The organism is Thioalkalivibrio sp. (assembly GCF_041690275.1).
GTDB lineage: Bacteria > Pseudomonadota > Gammaproteobacteria > Ectothiorhodospirales > Ectothiorhodospiraceae > Thioalkalivibrio.
Genome location: NZ_JAWLHP010000023.1, coordinates 25,658 through 42,929, shown reverse-complemented (window position 1 = coordinate 42,929; position 17,272 = coordinate 25,658). Strand labels below are relative to the sequence as shown.

Here is a 17,272-nt window from a genome sequence, read left to right as displayed (position 1 = left end):
TGGCCCACTAGCCCGTTCCGTCCGGCAGCAGCGCGGCCGCCTCCGGGATGCCCGCGGTATCCATCCAGCGGTTCGCGATCGAGCAGAAGACCTCGGCCGTCACCTCGGCGTCGTAGGCGGCGCTGTGGGCGGCATCCGTGTCCCAGTCAAGGCCCGCCGCCTCCGCGGCGCGTGCCAGTACCGTCTGGCCGTAGGCGAGCGCGGACAGCGAGACCGTGTCGAGGCTGCTGAAGGGATGGAACGGATTGCGGCGGATCCCGCAGCGCGCCGCCGCCGCATGCACGAACCCGAGGTCGAAGTGCGCATTGTGGCCGACCAGGATCGCGCGCTTGCACAGGTTGAGCTTCACCTCGCGGCGCACCTCGCTGAAGATCTGTCCCATCGCCTGATCCTCGGGCTGGGCGATCCGCAGCGGGTGGAACGGGTCGATGCCGTTCACCTCCAGGGACTTCGGGTCCAGGTGGCTGCCGTCGAACGGCTGCACGTGGATGCTGAGCGTGCGCTCCCGCCACAGGTGACCGTTCTCGCCCCGGCGCAGGAAGACCGCCGCGATCTGCAGCAGCGCGTGTCTGCCGGCGTCGAACCCGCCGGTCTCGACATCCACCACGACCGGAAGAAATCCCCGGAAGCGGTTCGCCATCGGGACTGCCGCTGGAGGCAGGGTCGGGATCTCGCTCATGTTACGCCTGCACGCTGCAAGAGACTCCCTCCAGGATAATGGGGGCCATGTTTTGTTCGGGAATTTCAAGCGCTTTCTGCGGGCGATCGCCGCGGGAAGGCAGCGCGCCTTGACCTTGCACGGCCTCAGTCCGGATACTTGCTCACCTGTTCGCAGCCTCGCCGCACCTACACCCATGGTAGCAGAAAGGGCGCCCGGCCCCGCTCCGCCGCCGTTCCGGGGCAGACCGTCGAGCGTTCTCCAGAAGGATCACGCATGAACGCAAACGCTGACTCGCACGATATCGATCCGCAGGAAACCCAGGAGTGGATCGACGCCCTCGAGGCGGTCCTGGATGCAGACGGGCCCGAGCGCGCCCACCAGCTGCTCGAGTCGCTGATCGACAAGGCGCGCCGCAGCGGGGCGTATCTGCCTTACTCGGCCAATACCGCGTACGTGAACACGATTCCCACGCACATGGAGCCGGTGTACCCGGGTGACAGTGAGCTGGAGCACCGGATCCGGTCGTACATCCGGTGGAACGCGATGGCGATGGTGGTGAAGGCCAACCGGGTCTCCGCGGAACTGGGCGGGCACATCGCGACCTTCGCCTCCGCCGCGACCCTCTACGACGTCGGCTTCAACCATTTCTGGCGCGCCCCCTCCCACGAGCACGGCGGGGACCTCGTCTTCGTGCAGGGTCACTCCGCGCCCGGCATGTACGCGCGCTCCTTCCTGGAAGGGCGTCTGACCGAGGAGCAGCTCGACCACTTCCGCCGCGAGGTCGATGGCAAGGGCCTGTCGTCCTACCCGCACCCGTGGCTGATGCCGGACTACTGGCAGTTCCCGACCGTGTCCATGGGCATCGGACCGATCATGAGCATCTTTCAGGCCCGCTTCATGAAGTACCTGCAGGACCGCGGCCTGGCCAAGACCGATGACCGCAAGGTCTGGAGCTTCGTCGGCGACGGCGAGGTCGACGAGCCCGAGACGCTGGGCGCGATCACCCTGGCCTCGCGCGAGCGCCTGGACAATCTGGTCTGGGTGGTCAACTGCAACCTGCAGCGCCTCGATGGCCCGGTGCGCGGGAACGGCAAGATCGTGCAGGAGCTGGAGGCGATCTTCCGCGGTGCGGGCTGGAACGTGATCAAGGTGCTCTGGGGCCGCTACTGGGATCCGCTGCTCGCGAAGGACAAGGACGGCCTGCTGCAGCGGCGCATGATGGAGGCGGTGGATGGCGACTACCAGAACTACAAGTCGCGGGATGGCGCCTACGTGCGCGAGCACTTCTTCGGGAAGTACCCAGAACTCAAGTCGATGGTCGCGAACATGTCCGACGAGGACATCTGGCGGCTCAACCGCGGCGGACACGATCCGGTCAAGGTCTATGCCGCGTACAAGACCGCAGCGGAGCACAGGGACGAGCCGACGGTGATCCTCGCGCACACCGTGAAGGGCTACGGCATGGGCCCGGCGGGTGAGGCGCAGAACCGCACGCACAGCCAGAAGAAGCTGGACGTGGACGACATGAAGGCCTTCCGCAACCGCTTCAGCATCCCGCTGTCGGATGACCAGATCGAGGCGGCCGAGTACATCCGCCCGAAGGAGGAGGCCCCCGAATTCAAATACATGATGGAGCGGCGCAAGGAGCTGGGCGGTTTCCTCCCGGTGCGCCGGCCGCTGGCCGCGCCGCTGGAGGTCCCGGACCTGGACATCTTCAAGTCGCTGCTCGAATCCAGCGGCGAGCGGGAGATGTCGACGACCATGGCCTTCGTGCGCATGCTGACCCTGCTCGCGCGGGACAAGAAGCTCGGGCGCTACCTGGTGCCGATCGTCCCCGACGAGGCCCGCACCTTCGGCATGGAGGGGCTGTTCCGTCAGCTTGGCATCTACTCCTCGGTGGGCCAGCTCTACCAGCCGCAGGACCGCGAGCAGGTGATGTACTACAAGGAGGACAAGAAGGGGCAGATCCTGGAGGAGGGGATCAACGAGGCCGGCGCGATGTGTTCGTGGATCGCCGCCGCGACCTCCTACTCCACGCATGGCGTCGCCACCGTCCCCTTCTACATCTACTACTCGATGTTCGGCTTCCAGCGTGTCGGCGACCTGATCTGGGCCGCCGGCGACATGCAGGCGCGGGGGTTCCTGATCGGCGGCACCGCGGGGCGCACCACGCTTGCGGGCGAGGGCCTGCAGCACCAGGACGGTCACAGCCTGATGATGGCCGCGAATGTCCCGAACTGCGTCTCCTACGACCCGACCTTCGCCTACGAGCTCGCGGTGATCGTGCACAGCGGCCTGCAGCGCATGTTCGTGGACCAGCAGAAGGTCTTCTACTACATCACCACGATGAACGAGAACTACCCCCAGCCCGCGATGCCGAAGGGAGCGGAGAAGGGCATCGTGAAGGGGCTCTACAAGTTTGCGGCCGCCGGCAGACGCAAGAAACAGGCGCGGCTGCTCGGCTCGGGCACGATCCTGCGCGAGGTGATCGCCGCGGCCGAGCTGCTGGACAAGGACTGGGGGGTTTCGTCCGAGGTCTGGAGTGCGCCCAGCTTCAATGAACTGGCCCGGGACGGCCGGGCCTGCGACCGCGAGGCCCTGCTGAAACCGAAGGGCAAGCCCCCTGTCCCCTGGGTCACGCAGTGTCTGTCGGGCTCCTCGGCCCCGGTGGTCGCGGCCACCGACTACGTGAAGGCTTATGCCGATCAGATCCGGGCCTGGGTGCCGGCCCCCTACCGCGTGCTGGGCACCGACGGATTCGGGCGCTCGGACACCCGGGCGGCCCTGCGGCGCCACTTCGAGGTGGATCGTCACCACGTGGTTCTGGCAGTGCTGAAGTCCCTGTCCGAGGCCGGTGACGTGGAGGCCTCGGTGGTGGCCGATGCAATCGCCAAGTACGGGATCGACACCAGCCGGCCCAACCCCCTGCAGGCCTGACGCCGTCGCCGCCGTTCCCCAGCGAGGAGCTGACATGAGCGAGATCATTACCGTGGATGTCCCCGACATCGGTGACTTCGAGGATGTGGAGATCATCGAGGTTCTGGTCGGCGTCGGCGACGAGGTGGCTCCCGAGGACCCGTTGATCACCCTCGAGTCGGAAAAGGCCTCGATGGAGATTCCGGCGCCCCGCGGGGGCGTGGTGCGCAAGGTGAACGTGAAGGTCGGGGACCGGGTGTCCGAGGGCGACCCGATCCTGGGCCTCGAGCCGGCGGGCGAGGGCGCCGCCGAGGCCTCGGAGTCCGCCGGTGACGCCGGCGCGGACAGGGACGAGGGCAAGGCCCCGTCCGCGGAACCGGGGCAGAAGGAGGCGCCCTCACGGCCGGAACCGGAACCGGAACCGAGCGCCCCGGAGCGCACGCCGCCGCCGGTGCCCCGTCCGTCTCCCACCGCGCAGATTGCGGACGAGAAGGCCTTCCGCAAGGCGCATGCCTCGCCCGCCGTGCGGCGTTTCGCGCGCGAGCTCGGGGTCGATCTCGCGAAGGTCGAGGGGAGCGGGCGGAAGAAACGCATATTGCGCGAGGACGTGCAGGCCTTCGTGAAGCGGAGCCTGAGCCAGCCGGCCGGATCCTCGCTGGGCATCGAGCCGATGCCGGAGATCGACTTCAGCGAGTTCGGGCCGGTGGAGACCCAGGCCCTGAGCAAGATCAACAAACTCAGTGGGCGGAACCTGCACCGCAACTGGGTCAGCATCCCCCACGTCACCCAGTTCGACGAGGCGGACATCACCGAACTGGAGGACTTCCGCAAGTCGCTGAAGGACGAGTACGAGAAGAAGGGCGTTAAGGTCACCTTTCTGCCCTTCCTGATGAAGGCGCTGGTGTCGGTGCTGAAGCAGTACCCGCGCTTCAACGCGTCACTGGATGCGACGGGCGAAAACCTGATCCTGAAGAAGTACTACAACCTCGGTGTGGCCGTGGACACGCCCAACGGTCTGGTGGTCCCGGTGGTGCGGGACGTCGATCGCAAGAGCCTGGTGGATCTCGCGGCGGAACTGATGGAACTGTCGCAGCGCGCGCGCGATCGCAGGCTGAAGACGAAGGATCTCCAGGGTGGCTGCATGACCATCTCCAGCCTCGGCGGCATCGGTGGCACCCATTTCACCCCGATCGTCAACGCCCCCGAGTTGGCGATCCTCGGTGTCGGACGCTCCGCGATCCGTCCCGTCTGGTCCGGCGAGGCCTTCGAGCCCCGGCTGATCCTGCCGATCGCCCTGTCCTACGATCACCGCGTGGTCGACGGCGCGCTGGGCGCCCGCTTCACCAGCGCGCTGTCGGGCCTGCTGTCCGACATGCGCCGCATGCTGCTCTGACGTGAAAATCGCGGGCAGCGCGCTCAGACTCTCCCCTTTCCCGCTGGCGGGAGAGGGGCCGGGGGTGAGGTCCGGGACCGGCGCCGCGCCCCCACCCCATCCCTCCCCTGCCAGCGGGGAGGCGGTTTTTGAGTGTTCGGGCCGACGCGTATCGCCATGATCGGCAGGCCTCGTCTTCGCAACCCCCGAACCGGCATCAACCCGGGAGCCTTCCGATGAGCAAGACGACCACCATCCAAGTCCCCGACATCGGTGATTTCCAGGACGTGGAGATCATCGAGGTCCTGGTCCACGAGGGCGACACCCTCGCCCCGGAGGACCCGATGATCACCCTGGAGTCGGACAAGGCGAGCATGGATATCCCCGCGCCGCAGGAAGGCACGGTGAAGGCGATGCACGTGAAGGTCGGCGACCGCATCTCCGAGGGGGATCCGATCCTCGATCTCGAATCCTCGGAGGCCGGACAGCCGGAGGCCGGAAGCGGTGCGGGCGCGCCCCCTGCTTCGGAATCCTCGGCCGAGGGTCGCGAAAAGGCCCCGGGGGGCGCGGCTGAGTCGGCGCCCGCGGCGAAGGCCTTCGCCGGTGACACGGACCTGCAGTGCCAGGTGCTGGTGCTGGGCTCCGGCCCGGGGGGCTACACGTCGGCCTTCCGCGCCGCGGACCTTGGCCTCGATGTGATCATGGTCGAGCGCTACCCGGAGCTCGGTGGCGTGTGCCTGAACGTCGGCTGCATCCCGTCGAAGGCGTTGCTGCACGCGGCCGAGGTGATCGAGGAGGCGGAGCGCTTCGCCCAGTTCGGGGTTGAATTCGGGCAACCGAATATCGACCTGGCCGGCCTGCGCAAGTACAAGTCCGGCACCGTTGGCAAGCTGACGCAGGGCCTGAAGGGCCTTGCGAAGCAGCGCAAGGTGCGGGTGGTGCAGGGGGTCGGGCGCTTCGCGGGCAGCCACGCGCTCGAGGTCGAGGGTCCGGATGGCACTCAGACCATCGGTTTCGAGCACGCGATCATCGCCGCCGGTTCGAGGGTGGTGCGGCTGCCGGACTTTCCGTGGGACGACCCGCGGGTGATGGACTCCACCGGCGCGCTGGAACTCGCTGACATTCCCGAGCGCCTGCTCGTGGTCGGCGGTGGCATCATCGGTCTGGAGATGGCCTCCGTTTACGACGCGCTGGGCTCGAAGGTGACCGTGGTGGAACTGGCGGACCGCCTGATGCTCGGTGCCGACCGCGATCTGGTACGGCCGCTGGAGAAGCGCATTCGCAAGAGTTACGAGAACATCTACCTGAAGAGCAAGGTGGCGCAGGCGAAGGCGACGAAGAAGGGCATCGAGGTCCGGTTCGAGGGCGAGGCGAAGGAACTGCCGGAGAAGGACGTGTTCGACCGCGTGCTGGTGGCGGTCGGCCGCAGCCCGAACGGCGGGGACATCGCCGCCGACGCCGCGGGCGTGAAGGTCAGCGACCGCGGCTTCATCGAGACGGACAGCCAGATGCGCACCAACGTCGAGCATATCTTCGCGATCGGCGACATCGTTGGCCAGCCGATGCTGGCGCACAAGGCCACGCATGAGGGCAAGGTGGCCGCGGAGGTGATCGCCGGGCACAAGGTGCACTTTGACGCCCGCGCGATCCCGTCGGTGGCCTACACCCACCCGGAGGTGGCGTGGATGGGCCTCACCGAGGAAGAGGCGAAGCGGGACGGCGTCGAGTACACCAAGGGCGTCTTCCCCTGGGCCGCCTCGGGGCGCGCGATCGCGCTGGGCGCCGACGACGGGATGACCAAGCTGCTGTTCGACACCGAGGGCCGGGTGATCGGTGCCGGCATCGTCGGCCCGATGGCCGGTGACCTGATCTCGGAGGCGATGCTGGCGCTGGAGATGGGGGCGGACATGGAGGACATCGGCCTGACGGTGCATCCGCACCCGACCCTCTCGGAGAGCGTGGCCTTTGCGGCCGAGGTCGCGCACGGGTCGATCACGGACATCATGCCGCCGCGGAAGCGCTGAAGTCCGTGCTGTGCCTTGCCGGGGCGGAAGCGGGGCAAACGCCTTCAGGGCACGCTCGGGCCGTCCCTGGGCGCTCGACGGCGGCCATCCGTAGCCGCCGACGGCCCTGAACCCGTCCACCCCACTCCCGCCTTCAGCGGTGAAGGTGTAGGGTGGGCCAAGCGCAGCGGGCCCACCAACATGGCTGCCGCATTCCCTGTGGCGCTTGCGCTTTCATCCGGGTCGTGATGATCGTCCGCCTAGGGCATTTGCATGGCGGTCCCGGTGGTGTGACAGTAGCGTACTTTAGGCATGACCCACTGGACTGGGCAGTGCTTTAGCCGCTGGGTGGCGTCCCCGGTCCGGACCGTTGGCGGTCACGGATGGCCGCCGTCGAGCGCCCATGGATGGCTTGAGCGTGTCCGGGACGCCACCCAGCGGCGGGTTCCGCCCCGGTGGCGGGATCTGCCCCGTGGGGTGGCCGGACGGTCCCCTGCGACGCAAGGGTCACGGGCACAGAAGGTAACGAGCGGCGTGCGAGAGAGAAGGAAGCCTTGATGAATGCGAATGTTTCCCGGGTGGTGCTGGCCTATTCGGGTGGATTGGATACGTCGGTGATCCTGAAGTGGCTGCAGGAGACCTATGACTGCGAGGTGATCACCTTCACCGCGGACCTCGGGCAGGGCGAGGAGGTGGAGCCTGCCCGAACGAAGGCCGAGGCGCTGGGGGTGCGGCACATCTACATCGAGGACCTGCGCGAGGAATTCGTGCGCGACTACGTGTTTCCGATGTTCCGGGCCAACACGCTGTACGAGGGCGAGTACCTGCTGGGTACCTCGATCGCTCGGCCGCTGATCGCGCGCCGCCTGGTCGAGATCGCGAACGAGACCGGCGCGGATGCGATCGCGCACGGCGCGACCGGAAAGGGCAACGATCAGGTCCGCTTCGAACTCGGCGCCTACGCGCTGGCACCCGGTATCCAGGTGATCGCGCCCTGGCGCGAGTGGGACCTGACCTCGCGCGAGCGGCTGATGGCCTACGCCGAGCAGCACGGCATCCCGGTGGACTTCGCGAAGCAGGGCAAGAAGTCGCCATACTCGATGGACGCGAACCTGCTGCACATCTCCTACGAGGGCGGCCCGCTGGAGGACCCCTGGACCGAGGCGGAGGAGGACATGTGGCGCTGGAGCGTGTCGCCGGAGGCCGCCCCGGACGTATCCGCGACGATGGAGATCGGCTTCGAGGCGGGGGATCCGGTCACACTGAACGGCATGCCGCTGACGCCGGCGCAGCTGCTGTCCGAACTGAACCGCATCGGCGGCGAGAACGGGATCGGGCGGCTCGACCTGGTCGAGAACCGTTACGTGGGGATGAAGTCGCGCGGCTGCTACGAGACACCGGGCGGAACCATCCTGCTGAAGGCGCGTCGCGCGCTGGAGTCCCTGACGCTGGACCGCGAGGTCGCGCACCTCAAGGACGAGTTGATGCCCCGCTATGCGAGTCTGATCTACAACGGCTACTGGTGGAGCCCGGAACGGCGCATGCTGCAGGCCGCGATCGACCAGACCCAGTCGGTGGTGAATGGCAGCGTGCGCCTGCGACTCTACAAGGGCAACGTGATCGTTGCCGGTCGCCGCTCGGAGTCGGACAGCCTGTTCGATGACGCGATCGCCACCTTTGAAGACGACGCCGGCGCCTTCGACCAGAAGGATGCGGCGGGCTTCATCAAGCTCAACGCGCTGCGCCTGCGCACCGCGGCCGCCCGCAACCGCTTCCAGGGCTGAGGGCGGCGCGCCGGGGTGCCGCAGCACCGGCGTGCCGCGCCGCCCGGCGGACGTATGGAACGACAACCCGAGGACCGGATGCACAAGCACCTCCCGAGGCCCCACCGGCGCCTGGCCCTTCTGCTGCTGTTCGCCCTTCTCTCCGGCTGCGCCAGCGTCCCGTCGGAGGATCGTCATTCCGCGGATCCGCTGGAGCCATACAATCGCGCGGTATTCGCCTTCAATGACCGGCTGGACCGGGCCGTGCTGAAGCCGGCGGCCGAGGTCTATTCGGAACTCCCGGGGCCCGTCCAGACCGGTGTCGGCAATTTCTTCTCGAACCTGGACGACTTCAGGGTGGGCTTCAACAACCTGCTGCAGGGCAAGTTTCACGACGCGGCCTCCGATACCGCACGAATCCTGTTCAATTCCTCCTTCGGTGTCTTCGGCCTGATCGACGTCGCCGGCCCGATGGGGCTGCCCAAGCACAACGAGGATTTCGGACAGACGCTCGGTGCCTGGGGTGTACCCGCCGGTCCCTATCTGCAGCTTCCGTTCCTGGGCCCGAGCAGCGGGCGCGACGCCCCGGCGCTGGTCGTTGATTTCTACACCAATCCCCGCAACTACACAGTCGGCCAGCAGCGCGAGCTGCGCAACAATTTCGCGGCCCTGCTGGTGCTCGACCTGGTGCATGCGCGGGCCGGCCTTCTGGCCACCGAAGACCTGCTGGACGACTACTCGGACGACCGCTACGTCGCGATCCGGGACCTCTGGCTGCAGCGCCGGGAGTTTCTGGTCCGCGATGGCGAGGTGGTGGACGACGAGTCATGGCTGGATGACCTGGACGAACTCGACGCCCTCGAGGCACTGGAAGCGGAGGAAGAGTTCTGATGGGCCTGAATACCGTCGTCCCGATGCTGGAGATACTGCGCCTGCGTCGGGGACCGCAGGACCTGGCGGCGGATCAGGGCGTACTGGTGTTCTGGATGGGGGCATCGGTGTTCTCCGGCATCCTGATCGCCGCGCCGATGTACGGGTTCGCGGCCAGCCTGTTTCTGAGCGCGCTGGATCTCGTGGTGCTGTACCTGTTCGTGATGGCGGTGCTCGGGCTGCAGGGGCGGTCCGCGCGCTGGATGCAGACCTACACCGCGATGGTCGGAGTCAGCGCCCTGCTGGGACTGGTGATGGCCGTGCTGCTTGGCTTCTTTCCGCCGGATCTGGCCGAGGGGGAGGTCTCGGCGCCGGCACTGGTCGTCTATCTCGGGCTGGTGGTCTGGCTGTTGCTGGCCTTCGGACATATCCTTCAGCAGGCTCTTGACCTCGCGGGACGCATGACGGGCGTGGCGATTGCGCTGGGCTTCGTCGTCCTCTCCAGTGTGGTGACGCAGCTGGCGCTGGGGCTTGCCGGGGTATGAGCCAGCCGATCCACGTTCTCGGAATTGGCGGGACCTTCATGGGTGGCCTCGCGCAGCTGGCGGCCGCCGCCGGCACGGAGGTCTCGGGCGTTGACCAGGACCTCTATCCCCCGATGGATGGCCAGTTGCGCCAGGCCGGCATTCCCTATCGCGAGGGCTACCGGCCGGAGGATCTGCCGGGCGACGCGATGATTGTCGTCGGCAACGTGATGCGCCGCGGACTGCCGGTGGTCGAGGCGATGCTGGATCGCGGTCTGCCCTACGTTTCGGGACCGCAGTGGCTGGCCGAAAACATCCTGCAGGGGCGCTGGGTGCTGGCCGTCGCGGGGACGCACGGGAAGACCACGACCGCCAGCATGCTCGCCTTCCTGCTGCAGGCGGCGGGGCTGGATCCGGGATTCCTGATCGGAGGCGTGCCACGCGACTTCGGGGTCAGCGCACGACTCGGCGGCGGGGCATTCTTCGTGATCGAGGCCGATGAGTACGACTGCGCCTTCTTCGACAAGCGCGCCAAGTTCGTCCACTACCGGCCGCGCACCCTGGTCCTGAACAATCTCGAGTACGATCATGCGGACATCTACCCTGATCTGGCATCGATCGAGCGGCAGTTTCATCACTTGCTGCGGACTGTACCGGGGCAGGGCCAGGTCCTGGTCAACGCCGGTAGTCCGTCGCTTGAGCGGGTGCTGCAGCAGGGCTGCTGGACACCGGTGAGCCGGTTCAGTGCCGGCGCCGCGGCGGACCTGGACGCCCGCGCGCTGAATCCGGACGGCTCGCGCTTCGAGGTTCGGGCCGCGGGGGAACCGGCTGGCGAGGTTCGCTGGTCCCTGACCGGCGCGCACAACATCGAGAACGCGCTGGCGGCGCTGGGTGCCGCGCGCCATGCAGGCGTCTCGCTCGCAGGGGGCATCGAGGCCCTGTGCCGGTTCTCCGGGGTGCGGCGCCGCCAGGAGGTGCGGGGCGAGGTGGGCGGGATCCGGGTGATCGACGATTTTGCCCACCATCCCACCGCGATCGGCGCGACCCTGGCAGGTCTGCGCGCGGCGATGCCGAAGGACGGGCGGCTCCTGGTCGCGCTCGAGCCGCGTTCGAACACGATGCGTATGGGAGTGCACGCGGACACGCTGGGTGGGGCCCTCGAGCACGCGGACCGTGTCTTCCTGTTCCTGCCCGAGGATCTGCGCTGGTCTCCGGAGGGGGTCCGCGAACGCCTGGGCCCGCGCCTGCACCTGGCCAGTGCGATCGGGGAGCTCGCGGAGGCACTGGTCGATGCCGCGCGTCCCGGCGACTGGTTGGTTATCATGAGCAATGGCGCCTTCGGTGGCATCCACGAGACTTTGTTGACGCGCCTTCGGGAGACCCGGGATGGCGGCATCTGATCTGGCCCTTGCCCTGACCGGCGCATCGGGCGTCCAGTACGGCATCCGGCTGCTCGAATGTCTGGTGCGGGCGGGCGTCCCGGTGCACCTGATGCTGTCTCGTCCCGCTCAGGTGGTGCTGGGTCTGGAAACCGACCTCGCCGTGCCCGGGCGGCCCGCGGAGATCGCGCGCTTCTTCGCCGAGCGCTTCGACGCCGACGCGGGCCAGATCCGCTGCTACGGTCCGGAGCAATGGACGGCGCCCGTGGCCAGCGGCTCCTCGGTGCCCCGGGCGATGGTGGTCTGTCCCTGCTCCACCGCCACTCTGTCGGCCGTCGCCAGCGGCGCGTCGCGCAGCCTGATCGAGCGCGCCGCCGATGTGGTCCTGAAGGAGCGGCGGAAGCTGGTACTGGTGATTCGCGAGACGCCGTTCTCCGAGCTGCATCTCGAGAACATGCTGCGCCTGGCCCGCATGGGGGTGGTGATCATGCCCGCGAACCCGGCCTTCTACGATCGTCCGCGGACCGTGGACGATCTGGTGGACTTCATGACCGCGCGGGTGCTGGACCACCTCGACATCGCCCACGAACTCGGACCCCGCTGGGGCACCGCCCCGGCCCATGCGGAGGGCAAGTGAGGACCGTCCCGCTGTTCCCGCTGAACACCGTGCTGTTCCCGGGGGGGCTGCTGCCGCTGCGTATCTTCGAGACGCGCTACATCGACATGGTCCGGGAATGCATGCGCAGTGGGGACGGCTTCGTCGTGGTGGCCATCCGCCAGGGTGCCGAAACGGCGGCGGACGCCGACTTCTTCGAGATTGGCACGCGCGCGGAGATCATCGACTGGGAGCAGCGGGCGGACGGCCTGCTCGGGATCCTGGCCAGCGGCCGGGAGCGGGTGCGGGTGCTGTCGCACCAGCGCCGGCCCGACGGTCTCCTGGTGGCGGAGGTCGCGTCCCTGGAGGAATGGCCGCCGGTGGAGCTGCCGGTGGAATACGCGTCGCTCTCCGGACTGCTCGATCGCCTGCTCGAGCAGCTCGGTGCGCCGTGGTCCCATCTCGAGCGCAGCATCGGTGATGCCGCATGGGTGGCCGGCCGGCTGGTCGAACTGCTGCCGCTGGACCTCCGGATCAAGCAGGAGCTGCTGGAGGAGGACGATCCCCTGCAGCGGCTTCAGCGCCTGCGGGCGGCCATGATGGCCGCGCAGAATCCCTGACAGCAGCAGCCTGTGCTGGTATGGTCGGAACAAGACTTAACGGGAGCATCCGATGGCTGTTCAGGAACTGACCCAGGAAAACTTTGAATCCACCGTAACCGGCAACGACATCGTGGTCGTCGACTTCTGGGCACCGTGGTGCGCACCCTGCCGGGCCTTTGCACCGACCTTCGAGGCGGCCTCGGAGCAGCACGAGGGCGTGGCGTTTGCGAAGGTGAACACCGAGGAGCAGCAGTCGCTGGCGGCCGCCTTCCAGATCCGCTCGATCCCCACGCTGATGATCTTCCGCGAGCAGGTGATCATCTTCTCGCAGCCCGGGATGCTCAGTGCCGGGCAGCTGGATGACGTGATCGGCAAGGTCAAGGCCCTGGACATGGCGCAGGTGCACGAGGACATCCGCCGCCAGCAGGAGGGTGCCGCAGGCGCCTGACGGACGCCTGACGCCCGCAGCGGGCGCGCACATTCGTGCTGGGTGTGATGGCCCAGATGGGCGCGCTGATCGCCTGCGGCGTGGCATGGAGCCGGCTCCGGCCCGGCGGGCTGAGCGGCGACGAGACCCGGCGTGTGCTCACCACGCTGGTCTACTACCTGCTGCTCCCGGCGCTGGTGCTGAAGGTGCTGTGGGCGGCCCCGGTGGGCCTGGTCTCCGTGCAGATTGCCGCGGTGGCCGGGTTGACGGTGCTCGCGGCGCTGGCGATGGCGGGCCTGGCCTGCCGGGTCTGCCTGTCCAGCCGCGCCGCGACCGGCGCCATGTTCCTGGTGGCCGCGTGGCCGAATGCGGTCTACCTCGGTCTGCCGATCCTCGACCGCCTCTTTGGAGACGAGGGGCGCGCAGTCGCGATCCAGTTCGACCTCTTCGCCGCGCTGCCGATGCTGCTCACGGTGGGCGTGCTGATCGGACGGCACTACGGGGATCGCGGGGACCCGGCGGTGTCCCCATTGCGGGGTCTTGTCGCGGTGCCCTCGATCTGGGCCGCGCTGCTTGCAGTGTCCCTGAATCTGGCCGGCGCGCCGATGCCTGTCTGGCTGGACCAGTGGCTCGGCTTTCTCGGCCACGCGGTCACACCGCTGATGCTGTTCTCGGTCGGCCTGGCGCTGGTCTTCGACCGCTTCCGCGCGGCCGATGCACCGGCGCTCGCGGCGGTGACGGTGATCCAGCTGCTGCTTGCGCCGCTCGTGGCCCTGGGTCTCGTCGCTGCTATCGGGCTGGAGGGTGTGCCGGGCATCGCGACGATCCTGGAGACCGCCATGCCCGCGATGGTGCTGGGGCTGGTGTTCTGTGACCGCTTCGGTCTGGATACCGGGTTCTATGCCGCCGCGGTCACCCTGACCACCGCCGTCTCCCTGGTCACGCTGCCGCTCTGGTTCGCGTTCCTGCAGGGCCTGCCGCTGTTCGCTTGACGTGAAAATCGCGCGCGGTAACTGCCGGCCCTCACCCCTGGCCCCCTCCCGCAAGCGGGAAAGGGGAGATGCTCCCCCGCTTGCGGGCAAGGCAGCCAAGGTCCGGGGACAGATTTGCAATCTGTCCCCGCTGGGGAGCCGTATCTGCTTCCGTGTATTTGCGGGTCCTTCCGTGGCTCTGCCGGCGCGTCAGCTCTCCTCGCCGAAGCGATTGGCGACCAGGTCGCTCAGGGCATCCAGCGCGTCCTCCGCGTCGGGCGCACCTTCGGTCCGGATCTCGACCTCCGTGCCCTGCGCGGCGGCCAGCATCATCACGCCCATGATGCTCTTGCCGTTCACCTCGCGTCCCTGGCGGCTCACCAGCACGTCCGCCTGGTACTGGCTCGCGAGCCCCACGAACTTGGCCGCGGCCCGTGCATGCATGCCGAGCCGGTTAACGATGGGCACTGCGCGCTGCGGCATCCGAACATTCCTGGTCGCAGAGCAGGATGCCGTCGTGCCCGCCGCTGAGCGCCTTGTTCACGAGCTCGCTCAGCGGCAGATCACGATAATTCAGCACCCGCACGAGCATTGGCAGGTTGACGCCGGCGATCACGCGCCGGCTCGAGCCCCGGGCCAGCCGGCTGGCCACGTTCGCCGGTGTCGACCCGAACATGTCGGTCAGGATCAGCACTCCGTCCCCGCTGTCGAGGGCCCCGAGCCGGGTCCGTGCCGCGGATTCGATCGCCTCGGGATCATCGCTCTGCGACATCGGCAGGGCGTCACAGGCCTGCGGCATCTCACCGAGCATGCTGCCGGCCGTCTGCAGCAGCGTCTCTCCGAGGTTCTGGTGGGTGATCAGTAGCAGACCGACCGACATCGCTTCACCCCGCGTCCGTCAGATGATCGTCGAGCTCCCGGTGACGGGTGCTCACGGTAAAATTCCGCATCCCCCGCCAGGCACCGGCGAGCCGGTCGGCGAAGTAGACGGAGCGGTGGCGTCCTCCCGTACAGCCGATGGCCACCGTCAGGTAACTGCGATGGTCCTCCGCGAAGCGCGGAAGCCAGCGCTGCAGATGGGCCTGGATGCTGTCGAACATCTCCCCGACCTCGCGATGGGCCTCCAGGAAGGCCACGACCGGAGTCTCGTGGCCGGTGCGATGCCTGAGCCCCGGCTCGTAGTGCGGGTTGGGCAGGCAGCGCACGTCGAAGACGAAGTCCGCGTCCACCGGGACGCCGTGCTTGAACCCGAAGGACTGGAAGAGGAGCGACAGGTTCCCGGCCTCGTGCGTCGCCAGACGGGCCCGCACCTGCCGGGCAAGATCATGCATGGTCAGATCGCTGCTGTCGATGCTCAGGTCGGCGTTCGCGGCGATCGGCCCGAGCCACTCCCGTTCCAGTGCCAGGCCCTCGACCAGCGGCACGCCTTTGCGCGCCAGCGGGTGCCGGCGTCGCGTGTGGTGATAGCGGCGCAACAGCGCCTGGTCCGACGCGTGCAGGAAGACGACCTCCACCTGCAGCCCCTGTTGGCGCAGTCTCGCCAGATTCTCCGGCAGGCCCTGCAGCGCGTCGCGGCCACTGCGCACGTCCACCCCGACCGCCACCCTGCCATCGTTGCGGTGGCTTCCGGTACGCAGCTCCTGGATCAGGTCGTTCAGCAGGTTCAGGGGCAGATTGTCGACGCAGAAGAAGCCCTCGTCCTCGAGCGTGTGCAGGGCCACCGTCTTGCCCGAGCCGGAGAGGCCGCTGAGCAGCAGCAGCCGCATGGTCAGCCCTGGTTCCCTTGCGCGGCCGCGGGTTCCGACTCCAGACGGTTGCGCAGCCGCGTGCGCAGATCGTCCCCGGCCGCGTATCCCTGCAGCCGCAGCAGATGGGCACGGACCGCCGCCTCGATCATCACCGCGATGTTGCGTCCCGGGGCGACCGGAAGGCTGACGACCGGGATCCTCAGGCCGAGCACATCCTCCTCTCCGCGGCAGCCGTTCATGCGGTCGTCCGGCAGGGTGGTGTGCTGGTCCCAGTCGCGCAGGTCGATGATCAGGCGCAGGTACTTGCCGCGCTTGATCGCGGAATCTCCGTACATCGCCCGGATGTTCAGGACCCCGAGACCGCGCACCTCCAGCAGGTCGCGCAGCAGCGGGGGGCAGGTGCCACGGATGATGTCCGGTGCGATGCGGGCGAACTCCGGGGCATCGTCGGCGATCAGCCGATGGCCGCGGCTCACGAGTTCCAGTGCGACCTCGCTCTTCCCGACGCTGGATTCGCCGCTGATCAGCACGCCGGCCCCGAGGATCTCCATGAAAACGCCGTGGCGGACCACGGAGCGCGCCAGCCGGTGCTGAAGAAAATAGCGCAGCAGTCCGATCAGCTCGTGGCTTCCGATATGCGTGCAGAGGACCGCGGGCAGGGGATTTCCGCACTTCGGCGGCAGGCTCTCGAACGGGCAGGTGCCCTCGGCGAAGACCACGGCCACCGTGCCGGTCGCGGCGAGATCCAGGATCAGGCACTCGTGCTCGGCCGGTTTCAGCGTCTCGATATGGCGGGCCTCGAGATCGCCAATCACCTGGATGCGGTTGGGCCGGATCATGTTGAAGTGACCGGCCATCGGCAGATCGGCGTCGTCTGCCTCGTGCAGGATCCGGTCGTGCGCTTCGGCCTCGCCATGGACGTACACCAGCCCGGTGCGCGGCCCGAGGGCGGCGACCAGCTCGGCGAGACTGAGGCTTTCAGCCATCGCGGAAGGCGGTGCGGGCGGCCAGGTGCAGGGCGGGGGTGTCGGCGCTGCGCCGGAGCGCGGCGATATTGTCGGGCTGGGACAGGACGCGTGCCAGCTGCGCCAGCAGATCCAGGTGTTCGCCGGTGGATTCCTCCGGCACGATCAGCGCGATCAGGATGTCGACCGGTTCATGGTCGATGGCCTCGAAGTCCACACCCTGCTCCAGCCGCAGCACCGCGACTCTGGGGTTGTCGATCTCGGCCATGCGCCCGTGGGGAATGGCCACGCCATGGCCGAGACCGGTGGAGCCGAGCCGCTCCCGTGCCGAGAGGGCATCGAAGATCAGGCTGGCCGAGGGAACGGCGTCACCCCTGGCCAGGAGTTCACCGAGCCGTTCCAGCGCGCGTTTCTTGCTGGTGATGTCGGCGTCCAGGCAAACCCGGTCCTCCCGGACAAGATCGGCAATCTGCATT

The 17,272-nt window shown here is 68.0% G+C and carries 17 protein-coding genes; 11 read left to right on the top strand and 6 right to left on the bottom strand.

Features of this window, described 5'->3' with window-relative positions; translation table 11 throughout:
- Positions 1-7 precede the first annotated feature (7 nt).
- Positions 8-679, bottom strand: coding sequence for a ribonuclease T (gene rnt, locus ACESMN_RS06250; RefSeq protein ID WP_373052735.1), 672 nt, complete (start codon positions 677-679; stop codon positions 8-10).
- A 255-nt stretch (positions 680-934) separates the two neighbouring features.
- Here rnt and aceE point away from each other — a divergent pair, with 255 nt between their 5' ends.
- From aceE to ACESMN_RS06195, 11 genes are all read left to right on the top strand, one after another.
- On the top strand, positions 935-3,598 hold the full coding sequence (gene aceE, locus ACESMN_RS06245; protein ID WP_373052734.1) for a pyruvate dehydrogenase (acetyl-transferring), homodimeric type: 2,664 nt from the start codon (positions 935-937) through the stop codon (positions 3,596-3,598).
- Positions 3,543-4,970: a dihydrolipoyllysine-residue acetyltransferase gene (aceF, locus tag ACESMN_RS06240; protein WP_373052733.1), complete on the top strand. Its 1,428-nt coding sequence runs from the start codon at positions 3,543-3,545 to the stop codon at positions 4,968-4,970. The genes aceE and aceF overlap by 56 nt, the downstream gene beginning before the upstream one ends.
- Before the next feature lie 215 nt (positions 4,971-5,185).
- Complete coding sequence (gene lpdA, locus ACESMN_RS06235; protein WP_373052732.1) at positions 5,186-6,973, top strand: dihydrolipoyl dehydrogenase; 1,788 nt, start codon at positions 5,186-5,188, stop codon at positions 6,971-6,973.
- 536 nt (positions 6,974-7,509) lie between these two features.
- Entirely contained in the window at positions 7,510-8,736 is a 1,227-nt protein-coding gene (locus ACESMN_RS06230; protein ID WP_373052731.1) for an argininosuccinate synthase, read from the top strand.
- A 78-nt stretch (positions 8,737-8,814) separates the two neighbouring features.
- Positions 8,815-9,606, top strand: coding sequence for a VacJ family lipoprotein (locus ACESMN_RS06225; RefSeq protein ID WP_373052730.1), 792 nt, complete (start codon positions 8,815-8,817; stop codon positions 9,604-9,606).
- A gap of 5 nt (positions 9,607-9,611) precedes the next feature.
- Positions 9,612-10,130, top strand: a complete 519-nt coding sequence (locus ACESMN_RS06220; protein WP_373052742.1) for a hypothetical protein — start codon at positions 9,612-9,614, stop codon at positions 10,128-10,130.
- Positions 10,127-11,509, top strand: a complete 1,383-nt coding sequence (gene mpl, locus ACESMN_RS06215; protein ID WP_373052729.1) for a UDP-N-acetylmuramate:L-alanyl-gamma-D-glutamyl-meso-diaminopimelate ligase — start codon at positions 10,127-10,129, stop codon at positions 11,507-11,509. The genes ACESMN_RS06220 and mpl overlap by 4 nt, the downstream gene beginning before the upstream one ends.
- Positions 11,496-12,125, top strand: a complete 630-nt coding sequence (locus ACESMN_RS06210) for a flavin prenyltransferase UbiX (RefSeq protein WP_373052728.1) — start codon at positions 11,496-11,498, stop codon at positions 12,123-12,125. The genes mpl and ACESMN_RS06210 overlap by 14 nt, the downstream gene beginning before the upstream one ends.
- Positions 12,122-12,703 (top strand): LON peptidase substrate-binding domain-containing protein, encoded by a 582-nt coding sequence (locus ACESMN_RS06205; RefSeq protein ID WP_373052727.1) that lies wholly within the window; start codon positions 12,122-12,124, stop codon positions 12,701-12,703. Before ACESMN_RS06210 ends, ACESMN_RS06205 begins: the two co-directional genes overlap by 4 nt.
- A 52-nt stretch (positions 12,704-12,755) precedes the next feature.
- The gene (gene trxA, locus ACESMN_RS06200; RefSeq protein WP_373052726.1) at positions 12,756-13,133 is read left to right on the top strand and encodes a thioredoxin; all 378 of its coding nucleotides are present in this window, start codon (positions 12,756-12,758) and stop codon (positions 13,131-13,133) included.
- 35 nt (positions 13,134-13,168) lie between these two features.
- Complete coding sequence (locus tag ACESMN_RS06195) at positions 13,169-14,104, top strand: AEC family transporter (protein ID WP_373052725.1); 936 nt, start codon at positions 13,169-13,171, stop codon at positions 14,102-14,104.
- A 189-nt stretch (positions 14,105-14,293) separates the two neighbouring features.
- Here the strand turns inward: ACESMN_RS06195 and ACESMN_RS06190 are convergent, their stop codons facing one another.
- From ACESMN_RS06190 to ACESMN_RS06170, 5 genes are read right to left on the bottom strand one after another with little or no spacing between them, the layout of a single operon-like run.
- Complete coding sequence (locus ACESMN_RS06190; RefSeq protein WP_373052724.1) at positions 14,294-14,566, bottom strand: HPr family phosphocarrier protein; 273 nt, start codon at positions 14,564-14,566, stop codon at positions 14,294-14,296.
- Positions 14,538-14,963: a PTS sugar transporter subunit IIA gene (locus tag ACESMN_RS06185; protein ID WP_373052723.1), complete on the bottom strand. Its 426-nt coding sequence runs from the start codon at positions 14,961-14,963 to the stop codon at positions 14,538-14,540. The genes ACESMN_RS06190 and ACESMN_RS06185 overlap by 29 nt, the downstream gene beginning before the upstream one ends.
- A gap of 4 nt (positions 14,964-14,967) precedes the next feature.
- Positions 14,968-15,849, bottom strand: coding sequence for an RNase adapter RapZ (gene rapZ / locus ACESMN_RS06180; protein WP_373052722.1), 882 nt, complete (start codon positions 15,847-15,849; stop codon positions 14,968-14,970).
- A 2-nt stretch (positions 15,850-15,851) separates the two neighbouring features.
- Positions 15,852-16,817 carry an HPr(Ser) kinase/phosphatase gene (gene hprK / locus ACESMN_RS06175; RefSeq protein WP_373052721.1) on the bottom strand — a complete coding sequence of 322 codons (966 nt, stop codon included), beginning with the start codon at positions 16,815-16,817 and terminating at the stop codon, positions 15,852-15,854.
- A complete protein-coding gene (locus ACESMN_RS06170) occupies positions 16,810-17,271 on the bottom strand; it encodes a PTS sugar transporter subunit IIA (RefSeq protein WP_373052720.1) in 462 nt (153 codons plus the stop codon). Before ACESMN_RS06170 ends, hprK begins: the two co-directional genes overlap by 8 nt.
- Position 17,272 lies beyond the last annotated feature (1 nt).